Here is a 22,287-nt window from a genome sequence, read left to right on the forward strand (position 1 = left end):
CCCGGGCGTCCCTACACGCGGAAGCACGGGAGATCGTGTTCGACTTTCTTGACAAGTACGACGTGCTGGGAGCCTTCTGGACGACAGTGCAGCTGACGCTGCTGTCGGCCGCGGGCTCCCTGGTCTGGGGCACTCTGCTGGCCGCCATGCGGGTGGGCCCGGTGCCGCTGATGCGCGGTTTCGGCACCGCCTACGTGAACATCGTGCGGAACATCCCGCTCACGGTGATCATCCTGTTCGCCTCGCTCGGCCTGAAGGACACCCTGCGCATCACCCTGGGCTCGGACCAGGTCGACACGTCCAACTTCCGGCTCGCCGTGCTCGGTCTGGTCGTCTACACGTCGGCCTTCGTCTGCGAGGCGATCCGCTCCGGCGTCAACACGGTGCCGGTCGGGCAGGCCGAGGCGGCCCGCGCCATCGGCCTGAGCTTCACGCAGGTCCTGGGTCTGGTCGTACTGCCGCAGGCGTTCCGCGCGGCCGTCGGCCCGCTGACCAACGTGCTGATCGCGTTGACGAAGAACACGACCGTGGCGGCCGCGATCGGCGTGGCGGAAGCGGCACTCCTGATGAAGGAGATGGTGGAGAACGAGGCACAGCTGCTGCTGATCTCCGCGCTCATCGCCTTCGGGTTCTGCTGCCTGACGCTGCCGACCGGTCTGATCCTCGGCTGGGTGGGCAAGAAGGTGGCGGTGAAGCGATGAGTTCGGTCCTGTACGACGCCCAGGGCCCGCGGGCCAAGCGGCGCAACATCCTGTACACGGCGGGCTTCCTCGTCGTCCTCGCGGCCGTCCTGTGGTGGCTGTACAAGGGTCTCGACGACAAGAACCAGCTGGAGTGGATCCTCTGGAAGCCGTTCTTCAGCGGCACCGAGGCGTACTCGACGTACATCTGGCCGGGTCTGCAGAACACCCTGAAGGCCGCGGCCCTGGCGATGGTCATCGCGCTCCCGCTGGGCGCCGTGCTCGGCATCGCCCGGCTCTCGGACCACGCGTGGATTCGGGTCCCGGTCGCGACGGTCGTGGAGTTCTTCCGGGCGATCCCGGTGCTGGTCCTGATGATCTTCGGGCTCGCCCTGTTCGCCGCGTACACCGACGTCAGTTCGGACGATCGTCCCCTGTACGCGGTCGTCACCGGTCTGGTGCTGTACAACGCGTCCGTGCTCGCGGAGATCGTCCGCGCGGGCATCCTCGCGCTGCCGAAGGGCCAGTCCGAGGCGGCCATGGCGATCGGCCTGCGCAAGAACCAGGTCATGCGGCTCGTCCTGCTGCCGCAGTCGGTCACCGCCATGCTCCCGGCGATCGTCAGCCAGCTGGTCGTCATCGTGAAGGACACGGCGCTCGGCGGCGCGGTCCTGACCTTCCCCGAACTCCTCGCCTCCGCCAACACCATGAGCGGCTACTACGGCGCCAACACCATCGCCTCCTTCACGATCATCGCGATCATCTACGTGGCCATCAACTTCTCGCTGACCTCGTTCGCGAGCTGGCTGGAGCGACGGCTGCGGCAGCGCAAGAAGTCGACCGGAGCGGTGCTCGGCGTCGACGACACGGCGGACATCGCCGGCGCGGCGGGGACGGGCATCGCGGCCTGACGCCGGATCAAACCCGAATGCTTCACCCGGAGGCAGTGGCATGATCGCCACTGCCTCCGGTCGCTTGACGCAAACTCCGCCAATGGGTTGCATACGTTCTGTGATCGTGCACCCCGCTTCACCTTCCTGTCCCCCTGCGACCGTCAGGACACCGCTGCGGGCAGGAGGCGCCGCGTCGTGGACCCGGTGATCGTCGTCGGAGCGGGGCCCGTCGGGCTCACGCTCGCCCTGGCGCTGGCCCGTCAGGAGGTGCCGTCCGTCGTCCTGGACGAGGGGCCGGGCAAGGACGAGCCTCGCCCGGCCCGCACCGCCGTGCTGCGCGAGGACACGGCCGGCCTGATGTCGCGGCTGACCGGAGTCGCGCTCGGTGACCACGGCGCGCGATGGACCGGATGGCGGTCACTGCGGCGCAAGCAGGTGACGAGCGAGATCACCTTCGAGGAGGACGAGCCCGCCCCCCTGCACATCGCCCAGCACGTCCTCACGGGCGCCCTGCGCGCGGCCGCCGCGGACGAGCCGCTGGTGCGGATCGCCGTGGACAGCCGGCTCGACGCGATCGAGCAGGAGCGTTCCGCCGTCACCGCGCACACCCGGGGCCCCGGTGGCACCTGGTGGCGTGGCAGTTATCTGGTCGGCTGCGACGGCCCCCGTTCGACCGTGCGCAAGCTCCAGGACATCCGCTTCCCCGGCCGTACGGCGGTGGAGCGGCACGCTGTGGCCACGCTGCGTACGGAACTTCCCTGGGAGGGTCGCGCGTTGCTCCACCGGACGCCGCCGTGGCGGTCGTCCGGACCCTCGGCCGGAGAGGTGACGGCCCGCCCCCTCCCGGACGGCGTGTGGCGTCTGGACTGGCTGCTGCCGCCGGGCAAGGACCTCGTCACGCCCGAGATCCTGGTGGCCGGCATCCGCGAGACGCTCACGGGCTGGACGGGCGAGTCCGCGCCGGCCTACGACCTCCTCGACACCGGCGTCCACACCGTGCACCACCGGCTGGCCCGGCGCTGGCGTGCCGGCCGGGTCTTCCTCGCGGGCGACGCGGCACACCTGCTCGGCGCGCTCGGCACCCAGGGTCTCGACGAGGGCCTGCGGGACGCCGACAACCTGGCCTGGAAACTGGCTCCGGCCTGGCACCACGGGCACCATGAGGCGCTGCTCGACAGCTACCAGGCCGAGCGGCGCGCGGTGGTCTCCGCCCGGCTGCGCGCCGCCGACCAGGCGCTGCCGGTACTCCGCGGCTCGGGCGGGCTGCGCAGCATCGTGCCCGGCACGGCCCGCGGGCACGAGCTGCTGCTCGTGGACGGCCACTTGGGGCGCGGCGTGCTGGGTGCGCCGGGGGCGTACGCCGATTCGCCGCTCACCCCACGCCATCTGGAGGGCAAGATCGCCGTCGACACCCCGCCCGGTGCGGCCGTCACCGACGTGCGGGTCACGGCGGAGGACGGTTCCTTCGTACAGCTGCGCGACCGGCTGGGGCGCGGGGCCCTCCTGGTCGTGCTGATCGCGCCGGGCACGGGCGTGTGGGACCGCAAGCACTGGATGTCCGCGGGGGTGATGCCCCGGCTCGCGGCGGCGGTGACGGCGCTGCCGCACCCGGCGGAGCTGCTGGTCGCCGAGGAGTACCCGGGCGCGCCGGCGCACAGCGTGCTGCTCGTGCGCCCCGACGGCCACCTGGTCACCGCGCTGAGCGGGGTGCGTCCGGCCGATCTCTACGCGGCCGCCGAGGCGACCGTGGGCGGCGCCGTGAAGGAGGAGGCGGAGGCCGGTTCCGGCGTGCGCTGACCGTGAGGCCCGTCACCCTCGGTCCAGATGGTGACGGTGAGTTGACCGTCCTGCGGTGGCGTGCTGTACTCCGGATCGTGACCGACACCTGTGTGCGCCTGTGGCGGAGGGTCCATATGGACCTCGTCCGCTACGCGGGCTGCGTGTGTCGCCCGTCCCGCTGAATTCGCTTCCCCCTTTCTTCCGGGCGCCCTCGCGCGCCCGTTCGGCGAACCCGTTCAGGACGGTGCACGTGTCTGTCTCCCCCGCTCTCTCCTCCCCCGCCGCGGCCCGTGCCGCCGGCTCCGCGCCGACCCAGGCGGACCTCCTCGACTTCGTGCGGCGCACGGCCGCCGACGCCGAGCTGGTCGCCTCGCTCCCGCTCGACCCTGAGGGCCGCACCTGGGTGCGGCTGGACGGCCCCGGCGGCAGCGAGGCCTGGCTGATCGGCTGGCCGCCGGGCTCCGGCACCGGCTGGCACGACCACGCCGACTCGGTCGGCGCGTTCCTCACCGCGTCGGGCGAGCTCACGGAGTACTCGCTGGCGGCCCGGCTGCCCACCGACGGCTGGAAGACCCTGGAACTCGCCGAGGACGTGGACCGCAAGCGCCGGCTGCCCGCCGGTGAGGGCCGCGCCTTCGGCCGTCACCACGTGCACGAGGTGCTCAACGAGTCCACCGAGCGGCACGCGATCTCGGTCCACGCCTACTACCCGCCGCTGCCGCGGATCCGCCGCTACAGCCGCACGGGCCCGGTGCTGCGCCTCGAGCAGGTCGAGCGCCCGGAGGACTGGCAGTGAGCGCCGCGGACGAACGGCCGGTCGGCATCGACGATCTGCTGGAGCGGGTCCGCGCGGGCTATCGGCGCATCGAGGCGGAGCAGGCTCACGAGGCGGCGCGCACGGGTGAGGCCCTGCTGGTCGACATCCGGTACGCGGCCCTGCGCGAGCGGGACGGGCTGATCCCCGGCGCCCTCGTCATCGAGCGCAACGAACTGGAGTGGCGCCTCGACCCCCAGGGCAGCCACCGGGTCCCCGAGGCCACCGGCCACGACCTGCGCGTCGTCGTGATCTGCAACGAGGGCTACGCCTCCAGCCTGGCCGCCACCTCCCTCCACCAGCTGGGCCTGCGCCGCGCGACCGACCTGGTGGGTGGTTTCCAGGCGTGGCGCGCGGCGGGGCTGCCGGTGGAGCCGCCCGAGGCCTGACGGGGGCTCAGCAGGTCGGGCCACCGGCTCCTTCCGGTGGTCCTACTCCTTCGCCGTGGCCACCGTCACCGCCGGTACCCGCAGTGCCGCGCGTCCGGGTACGGCGCTGGAGACGAGGGCGAGGAGGGCGGCGACCGCGACCACCGTGACGTAGAGCAGCGGCGTGACGGTGGGAGCGGCCCGGCCGGTCATGCCCACACTGAACGCGGAGAGCACGGCGAGGGCGATGCCGCTGCCGAGTGCCGTGGCGAGGAGCGACACGGTCAGCACCTCGGTGCGCAGGACCCGCAGCACCTGGCGGCGAGTTGCGCCGGCGAGGCGGAGGAGGGCGAACTCCCGGACACGTTCCGCGACCGACATCGCGAGGGTGTTGACGACCGCGATGGCGGTGAACGCCAGGACAAGCCCCATGGCCAGATAGTTGACCTCGGCGTTCGCCTGCTGCCGGTCGGCCTGGAGGGAGTCCGCGGCAGCCGGGGAAAGAATCCGGAGTCCCGGGAACTCACGGAGGGTAATCGCGAGTTCTTTCTGTGTACGGGGCGTGCTGACGAGGACGGAGGAGGCGAGCGGGTTGTCGACGTGGCGGGCCACGAGGTCGTGGGCGAAGGTGAGATCGCCGAAGCCGAGACCCCGGGCGTAGACGGCGGCGACGGTGAGCGTGGCGGGCGTGCCGTCGCCGAGCGTGAGTTTCAGGGTGCTTCCGGGCCTCAGGTGGTGCTGGTCGGCGGCCAGTTCACTGACGGCGACGGTGCCGGGGGCGAGATCGCCGAGGGAGCCGGCGGTGACCTCCGGGTCCCAGGTGCGGGCCAGACCGGCCGGAGTGACGCCCTGGGCGGAGTACTTGTCGAGGCCGACCCGGATGGTGGTGCGGACGACTTCGGTGACGGTGTCGTGCTGGGCGCGCAGCCGCTGCGCGGCCTCGCCGGGGACGCCGGGTCCCTGGGCGGCGACCACCCAGTTCGCGGTGACGCCCTCGCGTGCCTGGGCGCGGGCGGCGCCGCCGAGGGTCGACTGGACGAACAGCACGGTGCAGGTCATGCCGATGAGCAGGGTGAGGGGGGTGACGACGGAGGCCATCCGGGTGGCGTTGCCGCGCAGGTTGGCGGTGGCGAGGCGGCCGCCCTGGCCGGTGAGCCGCAGCGGGCCGGCGAGCAGCAGCGCGGCGGCCTTGACGAGCAGCGGGCCGAGCAGGGCGACCGCGGTGCACAGGACGACAACGGCGAGGAAGGTCACGGGAGTCGAGGCGGGCTCGGTGCGCAGGGAGGTGAGGACGGCGACGAGGACGATCCCGCCGGCGAGGAGCAGCAGTCCGGCGGCGATCCGGCCCCAGGCCGGGCGGGTGCGTTCGGTCCTGGCCTCCGCCAGGGCTTCGGCCGGCCTGATACCGGCGATCCTGCGGGAGGCGATCCGGGCCGCCGCCCAGGCGCCCAGCAGGGTGGCGGCGAGAGCGGCCAGCGGCGGGAAGGCACTGACACTGGGCTGGAGCGTGACGGGTACGGCGCCGAGGGCGACGAACCGGGAGTGCAGCCAGCCGCCCAGCGGCAGCCCGAGCAGCGCGCCGGTGGTGCCCGCCGCGGCGCCGACGATCAGCGCCTCCCGGCCGAGCAGTTTGCGGATCTGTCCAGGTGTGGCGGCGATGGCGCGGAGCAGGGCGAGTTCGCGGTGGCGCTGCTGGACGGTGAGCGCGAAGGTGCCCACCACCACGAGCACCGCGACCAGCAGTGAGGTGCCGCCCATCGCGCCGCCCATGCTGACCAGCCGGGTGCGGGCGGCTGCCGCGTCGAGGAACTCCACCGGTCCGCGGGCGTCTCCGGTGCTGACCTGGGCGGTGGTGCCGTGCAGCGCCCGGGTCACGGCCTGCCGCACGGTGGCCGGGTCGGTGCCCTCGGCCGGGAGGACGCCGAAGGCGGTGACCTGTCCCGGGTGGGCGGCGAGCCGTCGGGCCTCGGCGGTGGAGAAGAACAGGGAGGTCTGGTGGCGTACGGGCGTGGCCGGTGTGGCGACACCGGTGACGCGGTAGCTGCGCGGGGACTGTGTCGACTGCACGGTGAGGCGGTCGCCGGGCCGGAGGTGGGCGCGTGCGGCGAGGGCGTCGTCGATGACGAGGTCCCCGGCCGCCTGGGGGGCGCGGCCGGCGGTCAGCCGGTAGGGCGTCAGCGCGGCGGAGTCCCAGGCGTGTCCGTAGGCAGTGCGGTCGCCGGTGCCGGACGGGGTCAGCGGCTGAGCGAGGAAGGTGAGTTCGGGGACGACGCGGGCGACGCCGGGGGTGTGGGCGAGTGTCGTACCGAGGTCCGCGGAGAGCCATGCGCGTTCGGCGATGGGTTTCGCCTTGTGCTTGACCTTGGTCTTGCCCTTCTTGTGCTTGACCTTGGTGTGGTGGACGTACTGGTCGGCGGAGACCACGACGGGAGCGGCGGCGTAGCGCTCGGTGCGGATCGCGCCGCGCAGCCCGGTCTCGAGGAGGGTGCCGCAGGCGGTGATCAGGGCTGCCGCGCACATCAGGGCGAGGAAGGCGCCGAGGAAGCCGGCCATGCGGGCGCGGACGGTCTGAAGGGCGTATCGCAGCATCATGGGGGCGGGCCTCTTCTGTTGTGCGTCGCGGAGTCCGTGCGCCTGCCGGTCACGGCGTGGCCGTGTTCCGGGGCGTGCTTACAGACTCGCTCGTGCCCGGGTCCAAAATCACTGCGGTGGCCTGGCGTCTTGAGCGGGGGCTAGCCCCACCCCCGTACGTGTCGGCCATGCGGATACCGGCCGGTGGTGGGTCCCGGGCCGCGCCGCAGGGGCGTCGGCCGGACGCCTCGCGCTCAGCCCGACGCCTCGCCCTCGGCCGGGCGTCCGGCCGTCAGTAGCCCTCGTCCTGGAGGAACTCCGTGTCCTCGCCCTCTTCCTCCAGGGCCTGCCGGACGATGCGGAGGGCCAGGCCCTCGGAGTAGCCCTTGCGGGCGAGCATCCCGGCGAGCCGCCGGAGCCGCTTGTCGCGGTCGAGGCCACGGGTGGACCGCAGCTTGCGCGCGACCAGTTCGCGGGCCGTGGCCTCCTCCTGCTCGGAGTCGAGCTGCCCGACGGCCTCGTCGATCAGCGCGGAGTCGACCCCTTTGGTACGCAGTTCCCGGGCGAGCGCGCGCCGGGCAAGCCCCCTGCCGTGGTGCCGGGATTCCACCCAGGCGTCCGCGAACGCGCCGTCGTCGATGAGCCCGACCTCCTCGAAGCGGGACAGCACCTCGTCGGCCACATCCTCGGGGATGTCCCGCTTGCGCAGGGCGTCCGCGAGCTGCTTGCGCGTGCGCGGGGTCCCGGTGAGCAGGCGCAGACAGATCGCCCGCGCCCGCTCAGCCGGGTCCCCTGAAGACTCCCCCCGCTCGGCCCTCGACGAGGAAGGGGTGCCTTCGTCCTCTCCGGACGGCTCCCCGAAGCCGCCCCTGCGGCGTCCGCGTCCCCGGCCGCCGCGTGGTCCGGCGGCCCCCCGGGGGCCGCGGCGCGGCGAGTCTCCCCCGTAGGGCTCGCCGCCCGGCTCCGTGCCGCCGTCACCGTGTCCGTCGTGCGGGTCGTGCCCTTCGCCCCCGTATCCGTCGTCACCGGCCGCGGCGGAGCCCGTGTCGCTCCCGGCGCCCCTCCCCCGGGGGGCACCGGGTGAGGCGTACTCGTACTCGGCCCAGTCGGTTCGTCGCGTCACGGGTCAGCTCTTGGCGGCTGCGGCCTTGGGCTTGGTGGCCTTGGCGGCCGCCGGGGCGGGTGCCGTCTTGGCGTCGTCGGCCGTGGTGGTCACCGCCGCGTCCGCGCCAGGCTCGGCGGCGGGCTCCTCCGGCCGGACACCGACGCCCAGCTTCTCCTTGATCTTCTTCTCGATCTCGTTGGCCAGGTCCGGGTTGTCCTTGAGGAAGTTGCGCGCGTTCTCCTTGCCCTGGCCGAGCTGGTCGCCCTCGTACGTGTACCAGGCGCCGGCCTTGCGGACGAAGCCGTGCTCCACGCCCATGTCGATCAGGCCGCCCTCGCGGCTGATGCCCTGGCCGTAGAGGATGTCGAACTCGGCCTGCTTGAAGGGCGGGGCGACCTTGTTCTTGACGACCTTGCAGCGGGTGCGGTTGCCCACCGCCTCCGTGCCGTCCTTCAGGGTCTCGATGCGGCGGATGTCGATGCGCACCGAGGCGTAGAACTTCAGCGCGCGGCCACCGGTCGTGGTCTCCGGCGAGCCGAACATCACGCCGATCTTCTCGCGGAGCTGGTTGATGAAGATCGCGGTGGTCTTGGACTGGTTGAGCGCGCTGGTGATCTTCCGCAGGGCCTGGCTCATCAGCCGCGCCTGGAGGCCGACGTGGCTGTCACCCATCTCGCCCTCGATCTCCGCACGCGGGACGAGCGCGGCGACGGAGTCGATGACGATCAGGTCGAGGGCGCCGGAGCGGACCAGCATGTCCACGATCTCGAGCGCCTGCTCGCCGTTGTCCGGCTGGGAGAGGATCAGGTTGTCGATGTCGACGCCCAGCTTGCGCGCGTACTCGGGGTCGAGGGCGTGCTCGGCGTCCACGAAGGCGACCTGGCCGCCGGCCTTCTGGGCGTTGGCCACGGCGTGCAGGGTCAGGGTCGTCTTACCGGAGGACTCCGGGCCGTAGATCTCCACGACACGGCCACGCGGCAGACCACCGACACCGAGGGCGACGTCGAGCGCGGTCGACCCGGTCGGGATGACCTCGATGGGCTCCCTCGACCGCTCGCCCATGCGCATGACCGCGCCCTTGCCGAATTGCCGTTCAATCTGTGCGAGCGCGGCGTCGAGCGCCTTCTCGCGGTCGGTTCCTGCCATGGGTTCCACCCGGTTTGCTTGAGTCGATCGCTTCACGTCAAAGACGCTAACGCCTGCCACTGACAATGCGCCCCGACGTCGGCCCGGCCTGTGGATAACAGGGGGATATCTCGGGCCAAACCCTGTCGAAACTCCCTGCCGGGTGTCGCGCCTGAGCCTCCATAAGAATGGATGTTCGATTTTCGTGTCAAGCGTGCCACGCCCGACCCAACGCCCGGCCCGATGCCCCTCCCGGCCGCGGTTCCCGACCGCTGTCCGGGGCCGCGCCCGCGGCTGCTCCCGGGGTCGTAGACCGGGTGCCTCCGACGGGACGACGACCGCGCGGGGGTGGTGCCCGGAACCTTGGGCCATGAAGAATCCGCGCCTCGTCGAGCGCCTGTGCCACGCCACCGGAGCGCTCCTCGTGCTCTCCGGTCTCGTCCATCTGCTGGTGTTCGCGGTGGACGGGGGCCCCTGGTACGGCCCCGTCTCCTGGCGCAAGCCTGTGACCTTCGGGCTCTCCTTCGGGCTGACGCTGATCGCGCTCACCTGGGTCACGTCGTACCTGCGGACACCACCGCGGACGCGCGCCGCCCTGCTCCTCGTCCTCGCCGTGGACTGTGTGGTGGAGGTCGGGGGGATCACGCTCCAGGCGTGGCGCCGGGTGCCCTCGCACCTGAACATGGAGACCCCCTTCGACACGGCGGTGTCCATGACGCTCGCGGTGGGCGGCGGGGTCCTGGTGGTGCTGCTCACCGTCTTCGCCGTCGCCTCCTTCCGGCACCGGCCGACGGGGCCCGCCGGCATGCCGCTCGCGGTGCGCTCGGGGTTCGCGATCCTGCTGCTGGCACTGGCCTCGGGCGCGGCGATGATCGCGCGCGGGGTCGTCCTGACGCGGACCGGCCACCAGGAGGCCGCCTACCACTCGACGGCTCCGCTCAAGCCGCTGCACGGAGTGAGCCTGCACGCCGTCCTGGTCCTGCCGCTGCTGGCCTGGGCGCTGTCCCGCACCTCCTGGAGCGAGCGGACGCGGTGGCGGATCGTGGCCGCCGCGACGGGCTGCTACGCGGCGGCCGTCGCGGGTACGGGAGTGTGGGCGGTCCTCACGTACTGAAGGCGCACCATCCCGTCCGCTCGTCCCGCGCTTCCGGCCCGCCCCGGCCGTACTCCGCACGGGCACCCCCACGGAGGAGCCCCTACGAGGAGGCCCTAGGCGGACTCCTCCGTGCGCGGCTGCCGCGCCCACAGCCGCCGCATGCGCGTGCCCGCCCCGGTACCGCCGGTCCCCCGCGGACGGTGTCCCTGCACCCGTGGGTCGTCCGTGACGGCGTAGCGCTTCACGTACGCCCCCAGGAAGGCCTGGAGCGTGGCCGTCGCCGGGATGGCGATCAGCGCGCCGACCGCGCCCAGCAGCGCGGTGCCCGCGATCACCGAGCCGAAGGCGACCGCCGGGTGGATGTCGACGGTCTTCGAGGTCAGCTTCGGCTGCAGCATGTAGTTCTCGAACTGCTGGTAGACCACGACGAAGACCAGCACCCACACCGCGTACCAGGGGTTCACGGTGAACGCGATCAGCATGGGCAGCGCACCCGCGAGATAGGTGCCGATGGTCGGGATGAACTGTGAGACGAGCCCCACCCAGACGCCGAGCACGGGCGCGTAGGGCACGCCCAGGGCCTGGAGCAGGATGTAGTGCGCTATCCCGGAGATGAGCGCCATCAGGCCCCGCGAGTAGAGGTAGCCGCCCGTCTTGTCGACGGCGATCTCCCAGGCACGGAGCACCTCCGCCTGGCGCGCGGGCGGCAGGACGGAGCAGAGGGCGCGGCGCAGCCGGGGGCCGTCGGCGGCGAAGTAGAACGAGAACAGCGCGACGGTGAGCAGCTGGAAGAGGCCGCCGAGTACCTGGGCGGACACGTCGAGCACCCCGGCCGCGCTGTTCTGCGCGTACTTGCGCAGCCAGTCGGAGTGGAGCAGGCCCTCCTGGACGTCGACGCGTCTGAGGTCCGTGTGGAAGGTCTGGTTGACCCAGTGGATCACCGAGTCCAGGTAGTCCGGGAAGCCCTCGACCATCTTGATGATCTGGCCGGCCAGCATCGAGCCGAGCAACGTGATGAAGCCGGCGGTGACGATCGTCAGCCCGAGGAAGACGAGGAAGGTGGCGAGCCCCCGGCGCATGCCGCGGGACGCCATCCAGCTCACCGCGGGCTCGATGGCGAGGGCGAGGAAGAACGCGATCAGTATGTTGATCAGCAGCCCGGTGAGCTGGTGGAACGCCCAGCTGCCCAGTTGGAACGCGGCGATGAGCGCGAGCGCGAGCACCATGGCGCGCGGCAGCCAGCGCGGCATGCGGCGGCCCGCCTGCGCGACGGCGTCGTCGGCCGGCTGCCGGGCGGGCGGCGGCGTCGTCACGGTCGGGGCTGCTGCGTGCCGGTCCGCCGGCTCGTTGTCGTCAGTGGGTGCCACGGGCCTAGTGTCGCTTACGCCACCGACAGCACGCCCCGGACCGGGACCCTCGCGGCCGTTCAGCGCCGCTCACCGGGCACGTCCATCACCGAGCAGACCACGCGCCACACCTCTTTGGCCTCCCAGCCCGCGTCGAGCGCCTCGTTCACCGTGCGTCCGCCGAGCTCCGTCATCACGTGATCGCGCGCGAAGGTGTCGGCGTACCCCGGACCGAAGTGTTCCGCCATCCGCTGCCAGAAGACCGTCAACCGCATGACTCCAGTATCCCGCCCCTGGGGGTGGGCCCTGCCGGTGACCGCCTGCCGAGACCGCTTTCCGTCCTACGGTCTGTCGCATGGCCGAAACAGGAGCTTCCCCACTCCCCCCTACGCCCCCGGCGCGCTCCCCGCTCTTCCGCGCCGAACAGTTCGTCTGGCTCACCGCGCGCGTGCTGGAGCAGCGGCTCTTCGCGTACCACTTCCTGAACGGCGCCGCCGATCCCGTGGAGGCCGCGCTGAACGCCTACCGCAATGAGGACGGCGGGTACGGCCACGCGCTGGAACCCGATCTGCGCGGCCCCGTGAGCCAGCCTCTGCACACGGCGCACGCGCTGCGCGTCCTGGACGCCACCGGGCGGTGCGGCGGGCAGCGGGTGGAACGCGTGTGCCGCTATCTGACCTCCGTCTCCACGGCGGACGGCGCCCTGCCGGCCATCCATCCCAGCCAGCGCGGCTATCCCGCGGCGCCGTTCGTCCCGGTCCTGGAGGACCCGCCCAGCGATCTGCTCGCCACCGGGCCCGTGGTGGGCGTGCTGCACCGCAACGAGGTGTGGCACGCCTGGCTCTTCCGGGCCACCGACTTCTGCTGGCAGGCCGTGGAGTCCCTGGACAAGTCCCACCCTTACGAGGTGGAGGCCGCCGTGGCCTTCCTGGACTCCGCCCCGGACCGCCCGCGCGCGGAGGCGGCGGCCGACCGGCTCGGCCGCCTGGTGCGCGAGCAGCGGCTGGCGGCACTGGACCCGGACCGCCTGGACGCCTACCCGGTCGCGTCCGGCTACGCCCCCGGCGAGCACCACTTCCCGCACGACTTCGCCAGGACCCCGCGCTCGCTCGCGCGCGGGTGGTTCACGGACGAGGAGATGGCCCGCTCGCTGGACTTCCTCGCCGCCGAGCAGCAGGAGGACGGCGGCTGGCCGATCCGCTGGCGCCGGTGGGCAGCGGTCCCGGCCTTCGAGGCACGCCCCATGGTGACGATCGAGGCCCTGCGCACCCTCAGGGCCCACGGCCGCTTCGTGGGCTGAGCCCGCCGGAGCCCGAACCGGGGCCCGATCCGGTGCGCGGCCGCCCCGGTCCTGCCGAGGTCAGCCGCCGATCGCCCGTACTCCCGCCGTCACCACCACGGCCGCCGCGACGACCAGCAGGAACGGTGCGCGCAGCACCAGAGCCACGGCGGCCGCCCCGAGCCCGGCGGCCCTGGCGTCCAGCACCAGCGCGTGCCCGTGGGCGAACGTCTGCTGGGCGGTGAGCGCGGCGAGGAGGGCGACGGGCAGCAGGGCGGCGAGCCGCCGGACCAGCGGCCGCTCGACCGCCTGCGCCGGTACGAGAAGGCCGGCCAGCTTGACGACGTAGCAGCCGAGCGCGGTCACGCCGATCGCGATCCAGGTGTTCAACGCCCCTCCTCCGATCCGGCCGATCCACTCGGTCCATCCGCGCCATCGGTTCCGTCCGGCTCGTCCGAACGGCCTGCCCCATCAGCTCCACGACGGCGCCGCCGCCCCTCGGCGACCAGCGCGAGCGGAGCCGCCAGGGCCGCCACCAGGACCGGTACGCCGGCGGGCAGCACGGGCAGCAGGCCGAGGCCGAGGAGCACCGCGAGGCCCGCGACCGCGCGTTCGGTGGTGGTCTTGAGCATCGGGGCGAGCAGGGCCAGGAAGACGGCGGGGCCGGCCGCGTCCAGACCCCAGGCGTCGGTGTCGCCGATGGCCTTCGCGCCCAGCGCGCCGAGCAGGGTGGTGAGGTTCCACAGCAGGTACAGCGTGAGCCCGGTGACGGTGAAGCCGAGCCGCCTGGCCCGCCGGGTCGGCTGGGCCAGGGTCACCGCCGTAGTCTCGTCGATCACCCACTGCGCGGCCAGCGGCCGAACCGCGCGCGGGAGGGCCAGCAACTGCGACAGACGCAGTCCGTAGAACGCGTTGCGCACCCCCAGGAAGAAGGCCCCGGCGGCGGCGGTGAACGGGTTGCCGCCGGCGGCGAGCGCGCCTACCAGGGCGAACTGAGAGGCGCCGGTGAACACCAGCAGACTGAGCGCACAGCTCTGGAGGAGGCTCAGTCCGCTGCCGGCCGAGGTCACCCCGAAGGCGAACCCGGAGAGCCCGACGGCGACGCCGACGCCCAGGGCGTCCCGCACGACGGCGGAGTCGGGCTTGTGGATGTCCTCGGCGGACGTGTCCGGGGGTGCTGTCTGTTGTGCCACGCCTCGCACCGTACGTGCGGACGTCAGTCCTGGTCTTGTACGTTCTTGCGCTCGCGCTGGTAGGCGCCCGGGGGCACGCCGACGATCCTGGTGAAGTGCCGGTTGAGGTGCGGCTGGTCGGTGAAGCCGACGGCGACGGCCGCCTCGGCGGGTGCCGTGCCCGCGTCCAGCAGGAGCCGTGCCCGTCGTACCCGGACGTCGGTCAGCCAGGTGTGGGGCGGCATGCCGTAGGTGTCGCGGAACGCCCGCAGCAGGGCGAACGGGCTGGTTCCCAGGTCGGCGGCGAGGCGTTCCAGGGTCGGTGGCTCGGCGATCCGCTCCTCCAGCACCTCACGCGCGCGTGCGGCGATCCGTTCTCCGGCCGTCCGCGTCCGCCGCTGCGGCAACGGTCCGCCGTTGAGCCGCAGCAGCCGGGTCACGGCCACCCGTAGCAGGGTGTCGGCGGCCAGGGCGTTGCCCTCGTCGGCGGCGCGGAGCACCTGGTGGACGAGGCGGACGGTGTAGGGGTCGTCGAGGACGGGGCTGACGAAGCCGGGGGTGCCGCGGACGGTGGTGGTCTCGGCCGCGATCTCGGCCACCACCTCGGGCGGCGGGTAGACCGCGCCGTACCGCCAGCCCTCGGGCACGCCGGCCCGGCCGGTGTGGGGTGTGTCCGGGTTGACCAGGGCGAGGGCCCCGGCGCCCGCCGACACGTCGGAGCCGCGGTGGTGGAAGACCTCGACGCCGTCGGCTATGGCCGCGATCACGAAGTTCTCGTGGGTGTGCCGGACGAAGGTCTTCCGGATGTACCGGGCCCGCAGCAGGTCGACGCCCGGGAGCTGCTCGTACCGCCAGTGCCGTGCCCGCTCCGCTGATCCCGCCATGCGTCCATTCTCCGCCACGCCGGCGGGACGACGGCGGGCCGCCGAGCCGCCTGCCCGATCGTTCGCCCAGCTCAGCGCGATTGTCAGTGCCCGGGTGCAGGATGGAGGGCATGGTCAGCTCCGCACACCGAGCCCTCGACGGCTTCTCGCCCGCGACCCGCGGCTGGTTCACGGGGGCGTTCTCCGCGCCCACCGCGGCCCAGGCGGGCGCCTGGCAGGCCATCGGGGCGGGCTCGGACGTGCTGGTGGTGGCCCCCACCGGCTCGGGCAAGACGCTGGCCGCGTTCCTCGCCGCCCTGGACCAGCTCGCCTCGACGCCTCCCCCGGCCGACCCGAAGAAGCGCTGCCGGGTGCTGTACGTGTCCCCGCTGAAGGCCCTCGCGGTCGACGTGGAGCGGAACCTGCGCAGCCCGCTGACGGGCATCCGCCATGAGTCCGTGCGCCTTGGCCTGCCCGAGCCCGAGGTGAAGGTGGGCATCCGTTCCGGTGACACCCCGCCCGCCGAGCGGCGCGCGCTGTCCACGCGTCCGCCGGACATCCTGATCACCACCCCCGAGTCGCTGTTCCTGATGCTGACGTCGGCCACCCGCGACGCGCTGACGGGCATCGAGACGGTGATCCTCGACGAGGTGCACGCGGTCGCGGGCACCAAGCGCGGCGCGCACCTCGCGCTCTCCCTGGAGCGGCTGGACGCGCTGCTGCCGAAGCCGGCCCGCCGGATCGGTCTGTCGGCGACCGTGCGCCCGGTGGACGAGGTGGCCCGGTACCTCTCGCCGCGCCGCAAGGTGGAGATCGTCCAGCCGGAGTCCGGCAAGGAGTTCGACCTCTCCGTGGTCGTCCCGGTCGAGGACATGGGTGAGCTGGGCGGTTCCCCCGCGGCCGACGGCGCCGAGGGCGCGGAGCGGCCGTCGATCTGGCCGCACGTGGAGGAGCGCATCGCGGACCTGGTGCAGTCCCACCGCTCCACGATCGTGTTCGCCAACTCCCGGCGACTGGCCGAGCGGCTGTGCAACCGGCTCAACGAGATCGCCTACGAGCGGGCGACCGGGGAGCCGCTGGACGAGCACCACTCCCCGGCCGAGCTGATGGGCGGCTCGGGCGCGTCCCAGGGCGCGCCGCAGGTGATCGCCCGCGCGCACCACGGCTCGGTCTCCAAGGAGCAGCGCGCCCTGGTGGAGGAGGATCTCAAGGCGGGCCGGCTGCCCGCGGTGGTCGCCACGTCCAGCCTGGAGCTGGGCATCGACATGGGCGCCGTGGACCTGGTCGTGCAGGTCGAGTCGCCGCCCTCGGTGGCGTCCGGGCTGCAGCGCGTGGGCCGCGCGGGGCACCAGGTGGGCGCCGTCTCCACCGGCGTGGTCTTCCCCAAGTACCGGGGTGACCTGGTCCAGTCGGCGGTGGTGACCGAGCGGATGCGCACGGGCGCCATCGAGTCCCTGAGGATCCCCGCGAATCCGCTGGACGTGCTGGCCCAGCAGCTCGTGGCCATGACGGCGCTGGACACCTGGCAGTTCGACGACCTGCTCGCCGCGGTCCGCCGCGCGGCCCCCTTCGCCTCGCTGCCCGAGTCGGCGTTCACGGCCACCCTCGACATGCTCGCGGGCCGCTACCCGTCCGACGCGTTCGCGGAACTGCGCCCGCGCGTGGTGTGGGACCGGGTGACCGGCGAGATCACCGGCCGCCCGGGCGCCCAGCGCCTCGCCGTCACCTCCGGCGGCACCATCCCCGACCGCGGCCTCTTCGGGGTCTTCCTCGCCGGTTCCGACCCCAAGAAGGGCGGCGGCCGGGTCGGTGAGCTGGACGAGGAGATGGTGTACGAGTCCCGGGTGGGGGACGTCTTCACCCTGGGGACGAGTTCGTGGCGCATCGAGGACATCACCCGGGACCGGGTGCTGGTCTCCCCGGCGCCGGGTGTCCCGGGCCGGCTGCCGTTCTGGAAGGGCGACCAGCTCGGCCGTCCGCTGGAACTGGGCCGCGCGGTGGGCGCGTTCCTGCGCGAGGTGGGCTCGCTGTCCAAGGACGACGCCCGGCTGCGCCTGCTCGCCGCCGGCCTGGACGCCTGGGCGGTGGACAACGTGCTGTCGTATCTGGACGAGCAGCGCGAGGCCTGTGGCCATGTCCCGGACGACCGGACGATCGTGGTCGAGCGCTTCCGGGACGAGCTGGGCGACTGGCGGGTGGTCGTCCACTCCCCGTTCGGCGCGCAGGTCCACGCCCCCTGGGCGCTGGCGCTCGCCGCCCGGCTGTCCGAGCGGTACGGCATGGACGCGCAGGTGATGCACGCCGACGACGGCATCGTGCTGCGCCTGCCCGACGCCGATCTGATGGGCCTGGACCTGCTCGACCAGGAGCCTGTGCGGTCCGGCGCCGAGTACGACAGCGAGCAGGCCCCGGTGGGCGCGGCGGACATCGCCTTCGACAAGGGCGAGGTCGACCAGGTGGTCACCGAGCAGGTGGGCAGCTCCGCCCTGTTCGCCTCCCGGTTCCGTGAGTGCGCCGCCCGCGCGCTGCTGCTGCCGCGCCGCAATCCCGGCAAGCGCACGCCGCTGTGGCAACAGCGCCAGCGGGCGGCGCAACTGCTCCAGGTGGCCAGTGAGTTCGGCTCGTTCCCGATCGTCCTGGAGGCGGTCCGCGAGTGTCTCCAGGACGTCTTCGACGTCCCCGGGCTCGTGGAGCTGATGGGCGACATCGAGTCCCGCAAGGTCCGCCTGGTCGAGGTGACCACGCCCGAGCCGTCGCCGTTCGCCCGCTCGCTCCTGTTCGGGTACGTGGCCCAGTTCCTGTACGAGGGTGACTCCCCGCTCGCCGAGCGCCGTGCCGCCGCGCTGTCGCTGGACTCCCGGCTGCTGGCCGAGCTGCTGGGCCAGGCGGAGCTGCGCGAGCTGCTCGACGCGGAGGTGCTGGCCGAGCTGGAGCGCGAGCTGCAGTGGCTGACCGAGGACCGCCGGGTCAAGGACGTGGAGGGGGTGGCGGACGTGCTGCGGCTGCTCGGGCCGCTGACCGACGCGGAGCTGGCCGAGCGGGGCGCCGACCCGCAGTGGGCGCGGGAGCTGGCCGCGGCCCGCCGGGCCATCAGGGTCCGTATCGCCGGCGCCGACCACTGGGCGGCCGTCGAGGACGCGGGCCGGCTGCGCGACGCGCTCGGCACGGCGCTGCCGGTCGGTGTCCCCGAGGCCTTCACCGAGCCGGTGAAGGATCCGCTGGGCGACCTTCTCGCGCGGCACGCGCGTACGCACGGCCCGTTCACGTCGGCCACCGCTGCCGCCCGCTTCGGCCTGGGCGTGGCGGTCACCGAGGGCACTCTGCAGCGGCTGGCCGCGAGCGGCCGGGTGGTGCAGGGCGAGTTCCATCCGGCGGGCATCGGCCAGGAGTGGTGCGACGCGACCGTACTGCGCCGGCTGCGCCGCCGTTCCCTGGCCGCGCTGCGGCACGAGCTGGAGCCGGTGCCGCCGGCCGCGCTCGCACAGTTCCTGCCGCAGTGGCAGCACATCGGCAAGGGGCACGGGCTGCGGGGAGTCGACGGACTGGTGCGCGCCCTCGAGCAGTTGCAGGGCGCCTCGGTGCCCGCCTCGGCGCTGGAGAAGCTGGTCCTGCCGTCCCGGGTGGCGAACTACACGCCCTCCATGCTGGACGAACTCACGGCCGCGGGCGAGGTGGTGTGGGCCGGGGCGGGCGCGCTGCCCGGCAAGGACGGCTGGGTCTCGCTGTACCTGGCGGACGCCGCTCCCCTGCTGCTGCCGCCGCCGCACCCGCTGGAGCTCACGGCACTGCACCAGTCGGTCCTGGACGCGCTGTCGGGCGGTTACGGCCTGTTCTTCCGTCAGATCGCCGACCAGGTGCGGGCCACCACCCACCCCGAGGCCACCGACCCGCAGCTCGCCGACGCCCTGTGGGACCTGGCGTGGTCGGGGCGGCTGACCAACGACACCCTCGCCCCGATGCGCTCCCTGCTGGGTTCGGGCCGCACGGCGGGATCGACGGCCCACCGGGCCAAGCGCTCCGTCCCGCGCGGCCGTTACGGCTCCCTGACGTCCGCCGCCCGGGCCGCCTCCCGCACCGGACCGCCCACGGTGGCAGGCCGCTGGTCGCTGCTGCCCGCCGCCGAACCGGACGCCACGGTGCGCGCCCACGCGCTGGCCCGCACCCTGCTCGACCGGCACGGGGTGGTCACCCGGGGTGCCGTCGGCGCGGAGGGCGTCGAGGGCGGCTTCTCGGCGGTGTACCGCGTGCTGTCCGTCTTCGAGGACAGCGGCCAGGCGAGACGCGGTTACGTGGTCGAGGGCCTGGGCGCCGCCCAGTTCGCGATGGACGGCGCGGTCGACCGTCTCCGCGCGGTGTCCACCGCCCGTGAGCGGGGCGAGCAGGCGCCCGCCCCCGCGTATCCGAACGGCTTCGGCGGCGACGGCACCCCGGCGCCCTTCCCGGACGGCGGCCACACGGCACCGGACGTCTTCGAGCAGGCCGACGGCGGCCTGGCCCACCCGGGGTTCGACGGCGACTTCATCTTGCCCCCTGAGGACCACCCCGCGCCCCCGGGCGACTTCGGCCGCGCCCAGAAGCGACACCCCGGTGACTACGTCTCGCCCCGTGACCAGGAGCCGGCCGCCGACCCGTTCGCCTCCCCCGGCTACGGCGGCCCGCGGGGCGGTGGCACGGGCGCGCCCTACGGCTCGTCCGCGGGCCGCGGCTTCGGCGCCCGCGGCGCGCGCTCGTCGTCACCCGATCCCCGGGCCGTGGTCCTCGCGGCGGCCGACCCGGCCAACGCCTACGGCGCCGCCCTTGGGTGGCCCGAGCCGCCGACCGGGGCCGGGCACAAGCCGGGCCGCAAGGCGGGCTCGCTGGTGGTGCTGGTGGAGGGCGAGCTCGCGCTGTACATGGAGCGTGGCGGCAAGACCCTGCTGGCCTGGCCCTCCGCCCCGGACGCCGCCGCTGCCGACGACCCGCGTCTGCGGATCGCGGCGGAAGCCCTGGCCGCGTCCGCCCGCGCGGGTTCTCTCGGCACGGTCACGGTGGAGCGGGTCAACGGCGCCCAGTCGCTGACCTCCCCGATGGGCACCCTCCTGGAGGCGGCGGGCTTCGTCGCGACCCCGCGCGGTCTGCGCCTGCGGGCATGACCCCGCCGGTCCAGCGGCGGACCGTCACGCCTCACTCCGTCGTGGCACCCTTGACGCATGCCCGAAGGTGACACGGTCTGGCAGGCCGCGCGGCGGCTGCACGAGGCCCTCGCGGGCCGGGTGGTGAACCGCAGCGACTTCCGGGTGCCGAAGTACGCGACGGTCGACCTCACCGGCCGCACGGTCCTGAACACGATCGCGCGCGGCAAGCACCTGCTCACCCGCTTCGAGGGAGACCTGACCCTCCACACGCACCTGCGCATGGAGGGCGCCTGGAAGGTGTACGCCCCGGACGAGCGCTGGCGCGGGGGCCCGGGCCACCAGATCCGGGCGATCCTCGGCGCCGACGACCGCACGGCGGTCGGCTACCGCCTCCCGGTGCTGGAGTTCCTGCGCACCGGCGAGGAGGAGCGGGCGGTCGGTCATCTGGGCCCGGATCTGCTCGGCCCGGACTGGGACCCCGAGCGTGCCCTCGGCAACCTGCTCGCCGATCCGGGCCGCGCCCTCGGCGAGGCCCTGCTCGACCAGCGCAATCTCGCCGGGATCGGCAATGTGTACAAGAGCGAGCTGTGCTTCCTGCTCGGCGTGACCCCCTGGCTGCCGATCGGGGCCCTGCCCACGGACCGCGCCACCATGCTGACCGCGCTCTCCAAGAAGCTGCTGGAGGCGAACCGCGAGCGCCCGGTCCGCAGGACCACGGGCCTGCCCCGGCAGGACCTGTTCGTCTACGGCCGGGCGGGCCGTCCCTGTCTGCGCTGCGGGACGCGGGTCCGGGTCGCCGACCAGGGCGACGGCTCCCAGGAGCGCCCCACCTACTGGTGCCCGAACTGCCAGGCGGGCCCCGCGCCGGCACCGGGGCAGGCGCAGAAGTTCCGCGAGCGCTATCCCCGCCGCCCGTCCGTGTCCGGCTGACTGACGGCCACTGACCGCCGCCCCCCTGATCACCGCCCGACTGACCGCCGCCCCCCTGATCACCGCCCGACTGACCGCCGCCCCCTCCTGTTCACCGGCCCGCCAATTGCGGGACCACTAATTGACGGGTCGTCAGAAACGCTCGTACGGTCGTGGTATGCCCGTCAAGGCGTACGACCTCACCGGACACACCGCGTTCGTCACCGGAGCCGCCGGCGGCATCGGCCGAGCCTGCGCCGTTCTGCTCGCCGAGGCGGGCGCCGCGGTGCACTGCGCCGACCGGGACGCGGACGGCCTGCACGGCACGGCCGAGCTGATCGGGAAGGGCGGCGGCACGGCCCGTACCCACGTGCTGGACGTCACCGACCGGACCGCGCTCGCCTCGGCGGTCCGCGCCGCCGGGCGCCTGGACGTGATGGCGGCGATCGCCGGGATCATGCACAGCAGCCCCGTCCTGGACACCCGCGACGAGGACCTGGACCGGGTGCTGGACGTCAACTTCAAGGGCGTGCTGTACGCCTGCCAGGAGGCGGCCCGCTCGATGCTCGCCCACGACACGCCGGGCAGCATCGTCACCATGGCATCCGGCGCCGTCGACACCGGCGGGCCCGGGCTGCTCTGCTACGGCGCGGCCAAGGCGGCCGTGGTGCAGCTGACGAAGACGCTGGCCACCGAGGTGGGCCGGCACGGCATCCGGGTCAACGCGGTGGCCCCGGGCTGGGTCCGCACGCCCATGACCGCCCGCCACGACCGGCAGGTCCAGGCCCACACCGAGGGCCTGATGGCGCGGATGTCCCCGCTGGGCCGGGTCGGCGAGCCCGACGACGTCGCGCACACCGTGCTGTACCTGGCGTCGGACGCGTCGGCGTTCATGACGGGCCAGATCCTGCGCCCGAACGGGGGCGTGGCGATGCCCTGGTAGCGTCCGCCGTCCGCCAGGCGGCCGCCCAGCGCCCCTTCTCGACGGCACCGGCCGCCTGCCGCTTGGGCACACAGTGCACGGGCAGCACGCTCAGCCCCCAGCCGCCGACCACCACGGCTCCCTCGATCACACCGGAGCCGGTGCCGAGGGCGATGCGCAGCACCGCCCACCACCACAGGGCTCCCAGCCCGAGTGCGGCCCCCCAGCGCGCCACCCGCCTCACCATGGCC

The 22,287-nt window shown here is 73.5% G+C and carries 20 protein-coding genes; 11 read left to right on the forward strand and 9 right to left on the reverse strand.

What is annotated here, in order from left to right:
• Positions 1-35: 35 nt before the first annotated feature.
• The 6 genes from PV343_RS06250 to PV343_RS06275 all read left to right on the forward strand — a co-directional run bounded on the left by PV343_RS06250 (position 36) and on the right by PV343_RS06275 (position 4,555).
• Entirely contained in the window at positions 36-701 is a 666-nt protein-coding gene (locus PV343_RS06250) for an amino acid ABC transporter permease (protein ID WP_319145759.1), read from the forward strand.
• A complete protein-coding gene (locus PV343_RS06255; protein ID WP_319145760.1) occupies positions 698-1,591 on the forward strand; it encodes an amino acid ABC transporter permease in 894 nt (297 codons plus the stop codon). The genes PV343_RS06250 and PV343_RS06255 overlap by 4 nt, the downstream gene beginning before the upstream one ends.
• A gap of 177 nt (positions 1,592-1,768) precedes the next feature.
• Positions 1,769-3,370, forward strand: coding sequence for an FAD-dependent monooxygenase (locus PV343_RS06260; protein ID WP_319145761.1), 1,602 nt, complete (start codon positions 1,769-1,771; stop codon positions 3,368-3,370).
• A 116-nt stretch (positions 3,371-3,486) separates the two neighbouring features.
• Complete coding sequence (locus PV343_RS06265; protein ID WP_328285355.1) at positions 3,487-3,534, forward strand: hypothetical protein; 48 nt, start codon at positions 3,487-3,489, stop codon at positions 3,532-3,534.
• A 68-nt stretch (positions 3,535-3,602) separates the two neighbouring features.
• Positions 3,603-4,148: a cysteine dioxygenase gene (locus PV343_RS06270; RefSeq protein WP_319145762.1), complete on the forward strand. Its 546-nt coding sequence runs from the start codon at positions 3,603-3,605 to the stop codon at positions 4,146-4,148.
• Entirely contained in the window at positions 4,145-4,555 is a 411-nt protein-coding gene (locus PV343_RS06275; RefSeq protein ID WP_319145763.1) for a rhodanese-like domain-containing protein, read from the forward strand. The genes PV343_RS06270 and PV343_RS06275 overlap by 4 nt, the downstream gene beginning before the upstream one ends.
• 42 nt (positions 4,556-4,597) lie before the next feature.
• On the opposite strand, the gene PV343_RS06280 is transcribed toward PV343_RS06275, so the two are convergent.
• The 3 genes from PV343_RS06280 to recA all read right to left on the reverse strand — a co-directional run bounded on the left by PV343_RS06280 (position 4,598) and on the right by recA (position 9,356).
• On the reverse strand, positions 4,598-7,126 hold the full coding sequence (locus tag PV343_RS06280; RefSeq protein WP_319145764.1) for an ABC transporter permease: 2,529 nt from the start codon (positions 7,124-7,126) through the stop codon (positions 4,598-4,600).
• A gap of 271 nt (positions 7,127-7,397) precedes the next feature.
• The gene (gene recX / locus PV343_RS06285) at positions 7,398-8,228 is read right to left on the reverse strand and encodes a recombination regulator RecX (protein WP_319145765.1); all 831 of its coding nucleotides are present in this window, start codon (positions 8,226-8,228) and stop codon (positions 7,398-7,400) included.
• Positions 8,229-8,231: 3 nt separating this feature from the next.
• The gene (gene recA / locus PV343_RS06290; protein WP_319145766.1) at positions 8,232-9,356 is read right to left on the reverse strand and encodes a recombinase RecA; all 1,125 of its coding nucleotides are present in this window, start codon (positions 9,354-9,356) and stop codon (positions 8,232-8,234) included.
• A 349-nt stretch (positions 9,357-9,705) separates the two neighbouring features.
• On the opposite strand from recA, the gene PV343_RS06295 reads away from it, so the two are divergent.
• A complete protein-coding gene (locus PV343_RS06295; RefSeq protein ID WP_319145767.1) occupies positions 9,706-10,449 on the forward strand; it encodes a hypothetical protein in 744 nt (247 codons plus the stop codon).
• A 95-nt stretch (positions 10,450-10,544) separates the two neighbouring features.
• Here the strand turns inward: PV343_RS06295 and PV343_RS06300 are convergent, their stop codons facing one another.
• Positions 10,545-11,798: an AI-2E family transporter gene (locus PV343_RS06300; protein WP_319145768.1), complete on the reverse strand. Its 1,254-nt coding sequence runs from the start codon at positions 11,796-11,798 to the stop codon at positions 10,545-10,547.
• Positions 11,799-11,857: 59 nt separating this feature from the next.
• On the reverse strand, positions 11,858-12,052 hold the full coding sequence (locus tag PV343_RS06305) for a DUF3046 domain-containing protein (protein WP_020942615.1): 195 nt from the start codon (positions 12,050-12,052) through the stop codon (positions 11,858-11,860).
• 80 nt (positions 12,053-12,132) lie between these two features.
• Here PV343_RS06305 and PV343_RS06310 point away from each other — a divergent pair, with 80 nt between their 5' ends.
• Complete coding sequence (locus tag PV343_RS06310; RefSeq protein ID WP_319145769.1) at positions 12,133-13,077, forward strand: hypothetical protein; 945 nt, start codon at positions 12,133-12,135, stop codon at positions 13,075-13,077.
• Between the two features lie 60 nt (positions 13,078-13,137).
• On the opposite strand, the gene PV343_RS06315 is transcribed toward PV343_RS06310, so the two are convergent.
• Genes PV343_RS06315 through PV343_RS06325 form a run of 3 tightly spaced genes read right to left on the reverse strand, consistent with a single transcriptional unit; the run spans position 13,138 to position 15,112 of the window.
• Positions 13,138-13,446, reverse strand: a complete 309-nt coding sequence (locus tag PV343_RS06315; RefSeq protein ID WP_319145770.1) for an AzlD domain-containing protein — start codon at positions 13,444-13,446, stop codon at positions 13,138-13,140.
• Entirely contained in the window at positions 13,443-14,249 is an 807-nt protein-coding gene (locus tag PV343_RS06320; RefSeq protein ID WP_319145771.1) for an AzlC family ABC transporter permease, read from the reverse strand. The genes PV343_RS06315 and PV343_RS06320 overlap by 4 nt, the downstream gene beginning before the upstream one ends.
• A gap of 23 nt (positions 14,250-14,272) precedes the next feature.
• Complete coding sequence (locus PV343_RS06325; protein WP_319145772.1) at positions 14,273-15,112, reverse strand: AraC family transcriptional regulator; 840 nt, start codon at positions 15,110-15,112, stop codon at positions 14,273-14,275.
• Between the two features lie 110 nt (positions 15,113-15,222).
• On the opposite strand from PV343_RS06325, the gene PV343_RS06330 reads away from it, so the two are divergent.
• The 3 genes from PV343_RS06330 (at position 15,223) to PV343_RS06340 (ending at position 22,057) form a co-directional block, all read left to right on the forward strand.
• A complete protein-coding gene (locus PV343_RS06330) occupies positions 15,223-20,223 on the forward strand; it encodes an ATP-dependent helicase (protein WP_319145773.1) in 5,001 nt (1,666 codons plus the stop codon).
• Between the two features lie 57 nt (positions 20,224-20,280).
• Positions 20,281-21,135 (forward strand): Fpg/Nei family DNA glycosylase, encoded by an 855-nt coding sequence (locus tag PV343_RS06335; RefSeq protein ID WP_319145774.1) that lies wholly within the window; start codon positions 20,281-20,283, stop codon positions 21,133-21,135.
• A gap of 157 nt (positions 21,136-21,292) precedes the next feature.
• Complete coding sequence (locus PV343_RS06340) at positions 21,293-22,057, forward strand: SDR family NAD(P)-dependent oxidoreductase (RefSeq protein ID WP_319145775.1); 765 nt, start codon at positions 21,293-21,295, stop codon at positions 22,055-22,057.
• On the opposite strand, the gene PV343_RS06345 is transcribed toward PV343_RS06340, so the two are convergent.
• Positions 22,005-22,283 carry a hypothetical protein gene (locus PV343_RS06345; RefSeq protein WP_319145777.1) on the reverse strand — a complete coding sequence of 93 codons (279 nt, stop codon included), beginning with the start codon at positions 22,281-22,283 and terminating at the stop codon, positions 22,005-22,007. The two genes, PV343_RS06340 and PV343_RS06345, sit on opposite strands and share 53 nt — an antisense overlap.
• Between the last annotated feature and the right edge of the window lie 4 nt (positions 22,284-22,287).

Origin of the sequence: Streptomyces sp. WI03-4A, assembly GCF_033792105.1 — a bacterium.
Taxonomy (GTDB): Bacteria; Actinomycetota; Actinomycetes; order Streptomycetales; family Streptomycetaceae; genus Streptomyces; species Streptomyces collinus_A.

Bases quoted from the DNA above. Each gene is read 5' to 3' on its own strand.
- PV343_RS06325 (WP_319145772.1), bottom strand. From the start codon at position 15,112: ATGGCGGGATCAGCGGAGCGGGCACGGCACTGGCGGTACGAGCAGCTC.
- PV343_RS06335 (WP_319145774.1), top strand. From the start codon at position 20,281: ATGCCCGAAGGTGACACGGTCTGGCAGGCCGCGCGGCGGCTGCACGAG.
- PV343_RS06305 (WP_020942615.1), bottom strand. From the start codon at position 12,052: ATGCGGTTGACGGTCTTCTGGCAGCGGATGGCGGAACACTTCGGTCCG.
- PV343_RS06310 (WP_319145769.1), top strand. From the start codon at position 12,133: ATGGCCGAAACAGGAGCTTCCCCACTCCCCCCTACGCCCCCGGCGCGC.
- recA (WP_319145766.1), bottom strand. From the start codon at position 9,356: ATGGCAGGAACCGACCGCGAGAAGGCGCTCGACGCCGCGCTCGCACAG.
- PV343_RS06330 (WP_319145773.1), top strand. From the start codon at position 15,223: ATGGTCAGCTCCGCACACCGAGCCCTCGACGGCTTCTCGCCCGCGACC.
- PV343_RS06340 (WP_319145775.1), top strand. From the start codon at position 21,293: ATGCCCGTCAAGGCGTACGACCTCACCGGACACACCGCGTTCGTCACC.
- PV343_RS06280 (WP_319145764.1), bottom strand. From the start codon at position 7,126: ATGATGCTGCGATACGCCCTTCAGACCGTCCGCGCCCGCATGGCCGGC.
- PV343_RS06295 (WP_319145767.1), top strand. From the start codon at position 9,706: ATGAAGAATCCGCGCCTCGTCGAGCGCCTGTGCCACGCCACCGGAGCG.
- PV343_RS06345 (WP_319145777.1), bottom strand. From the start codon at position 22,283: ATGGTGAGGCGGGTGGCGCGCTGGGGGGCCGCACTCGGGCTGGGAGCC.
- PV343_RS06255 (WP_319145760.1), top strand. From the start codon at position 698: ATGAGTTCGGTCCTGTACGACGCCCAGGGCCCGCGGGCCAAGCGGCGC.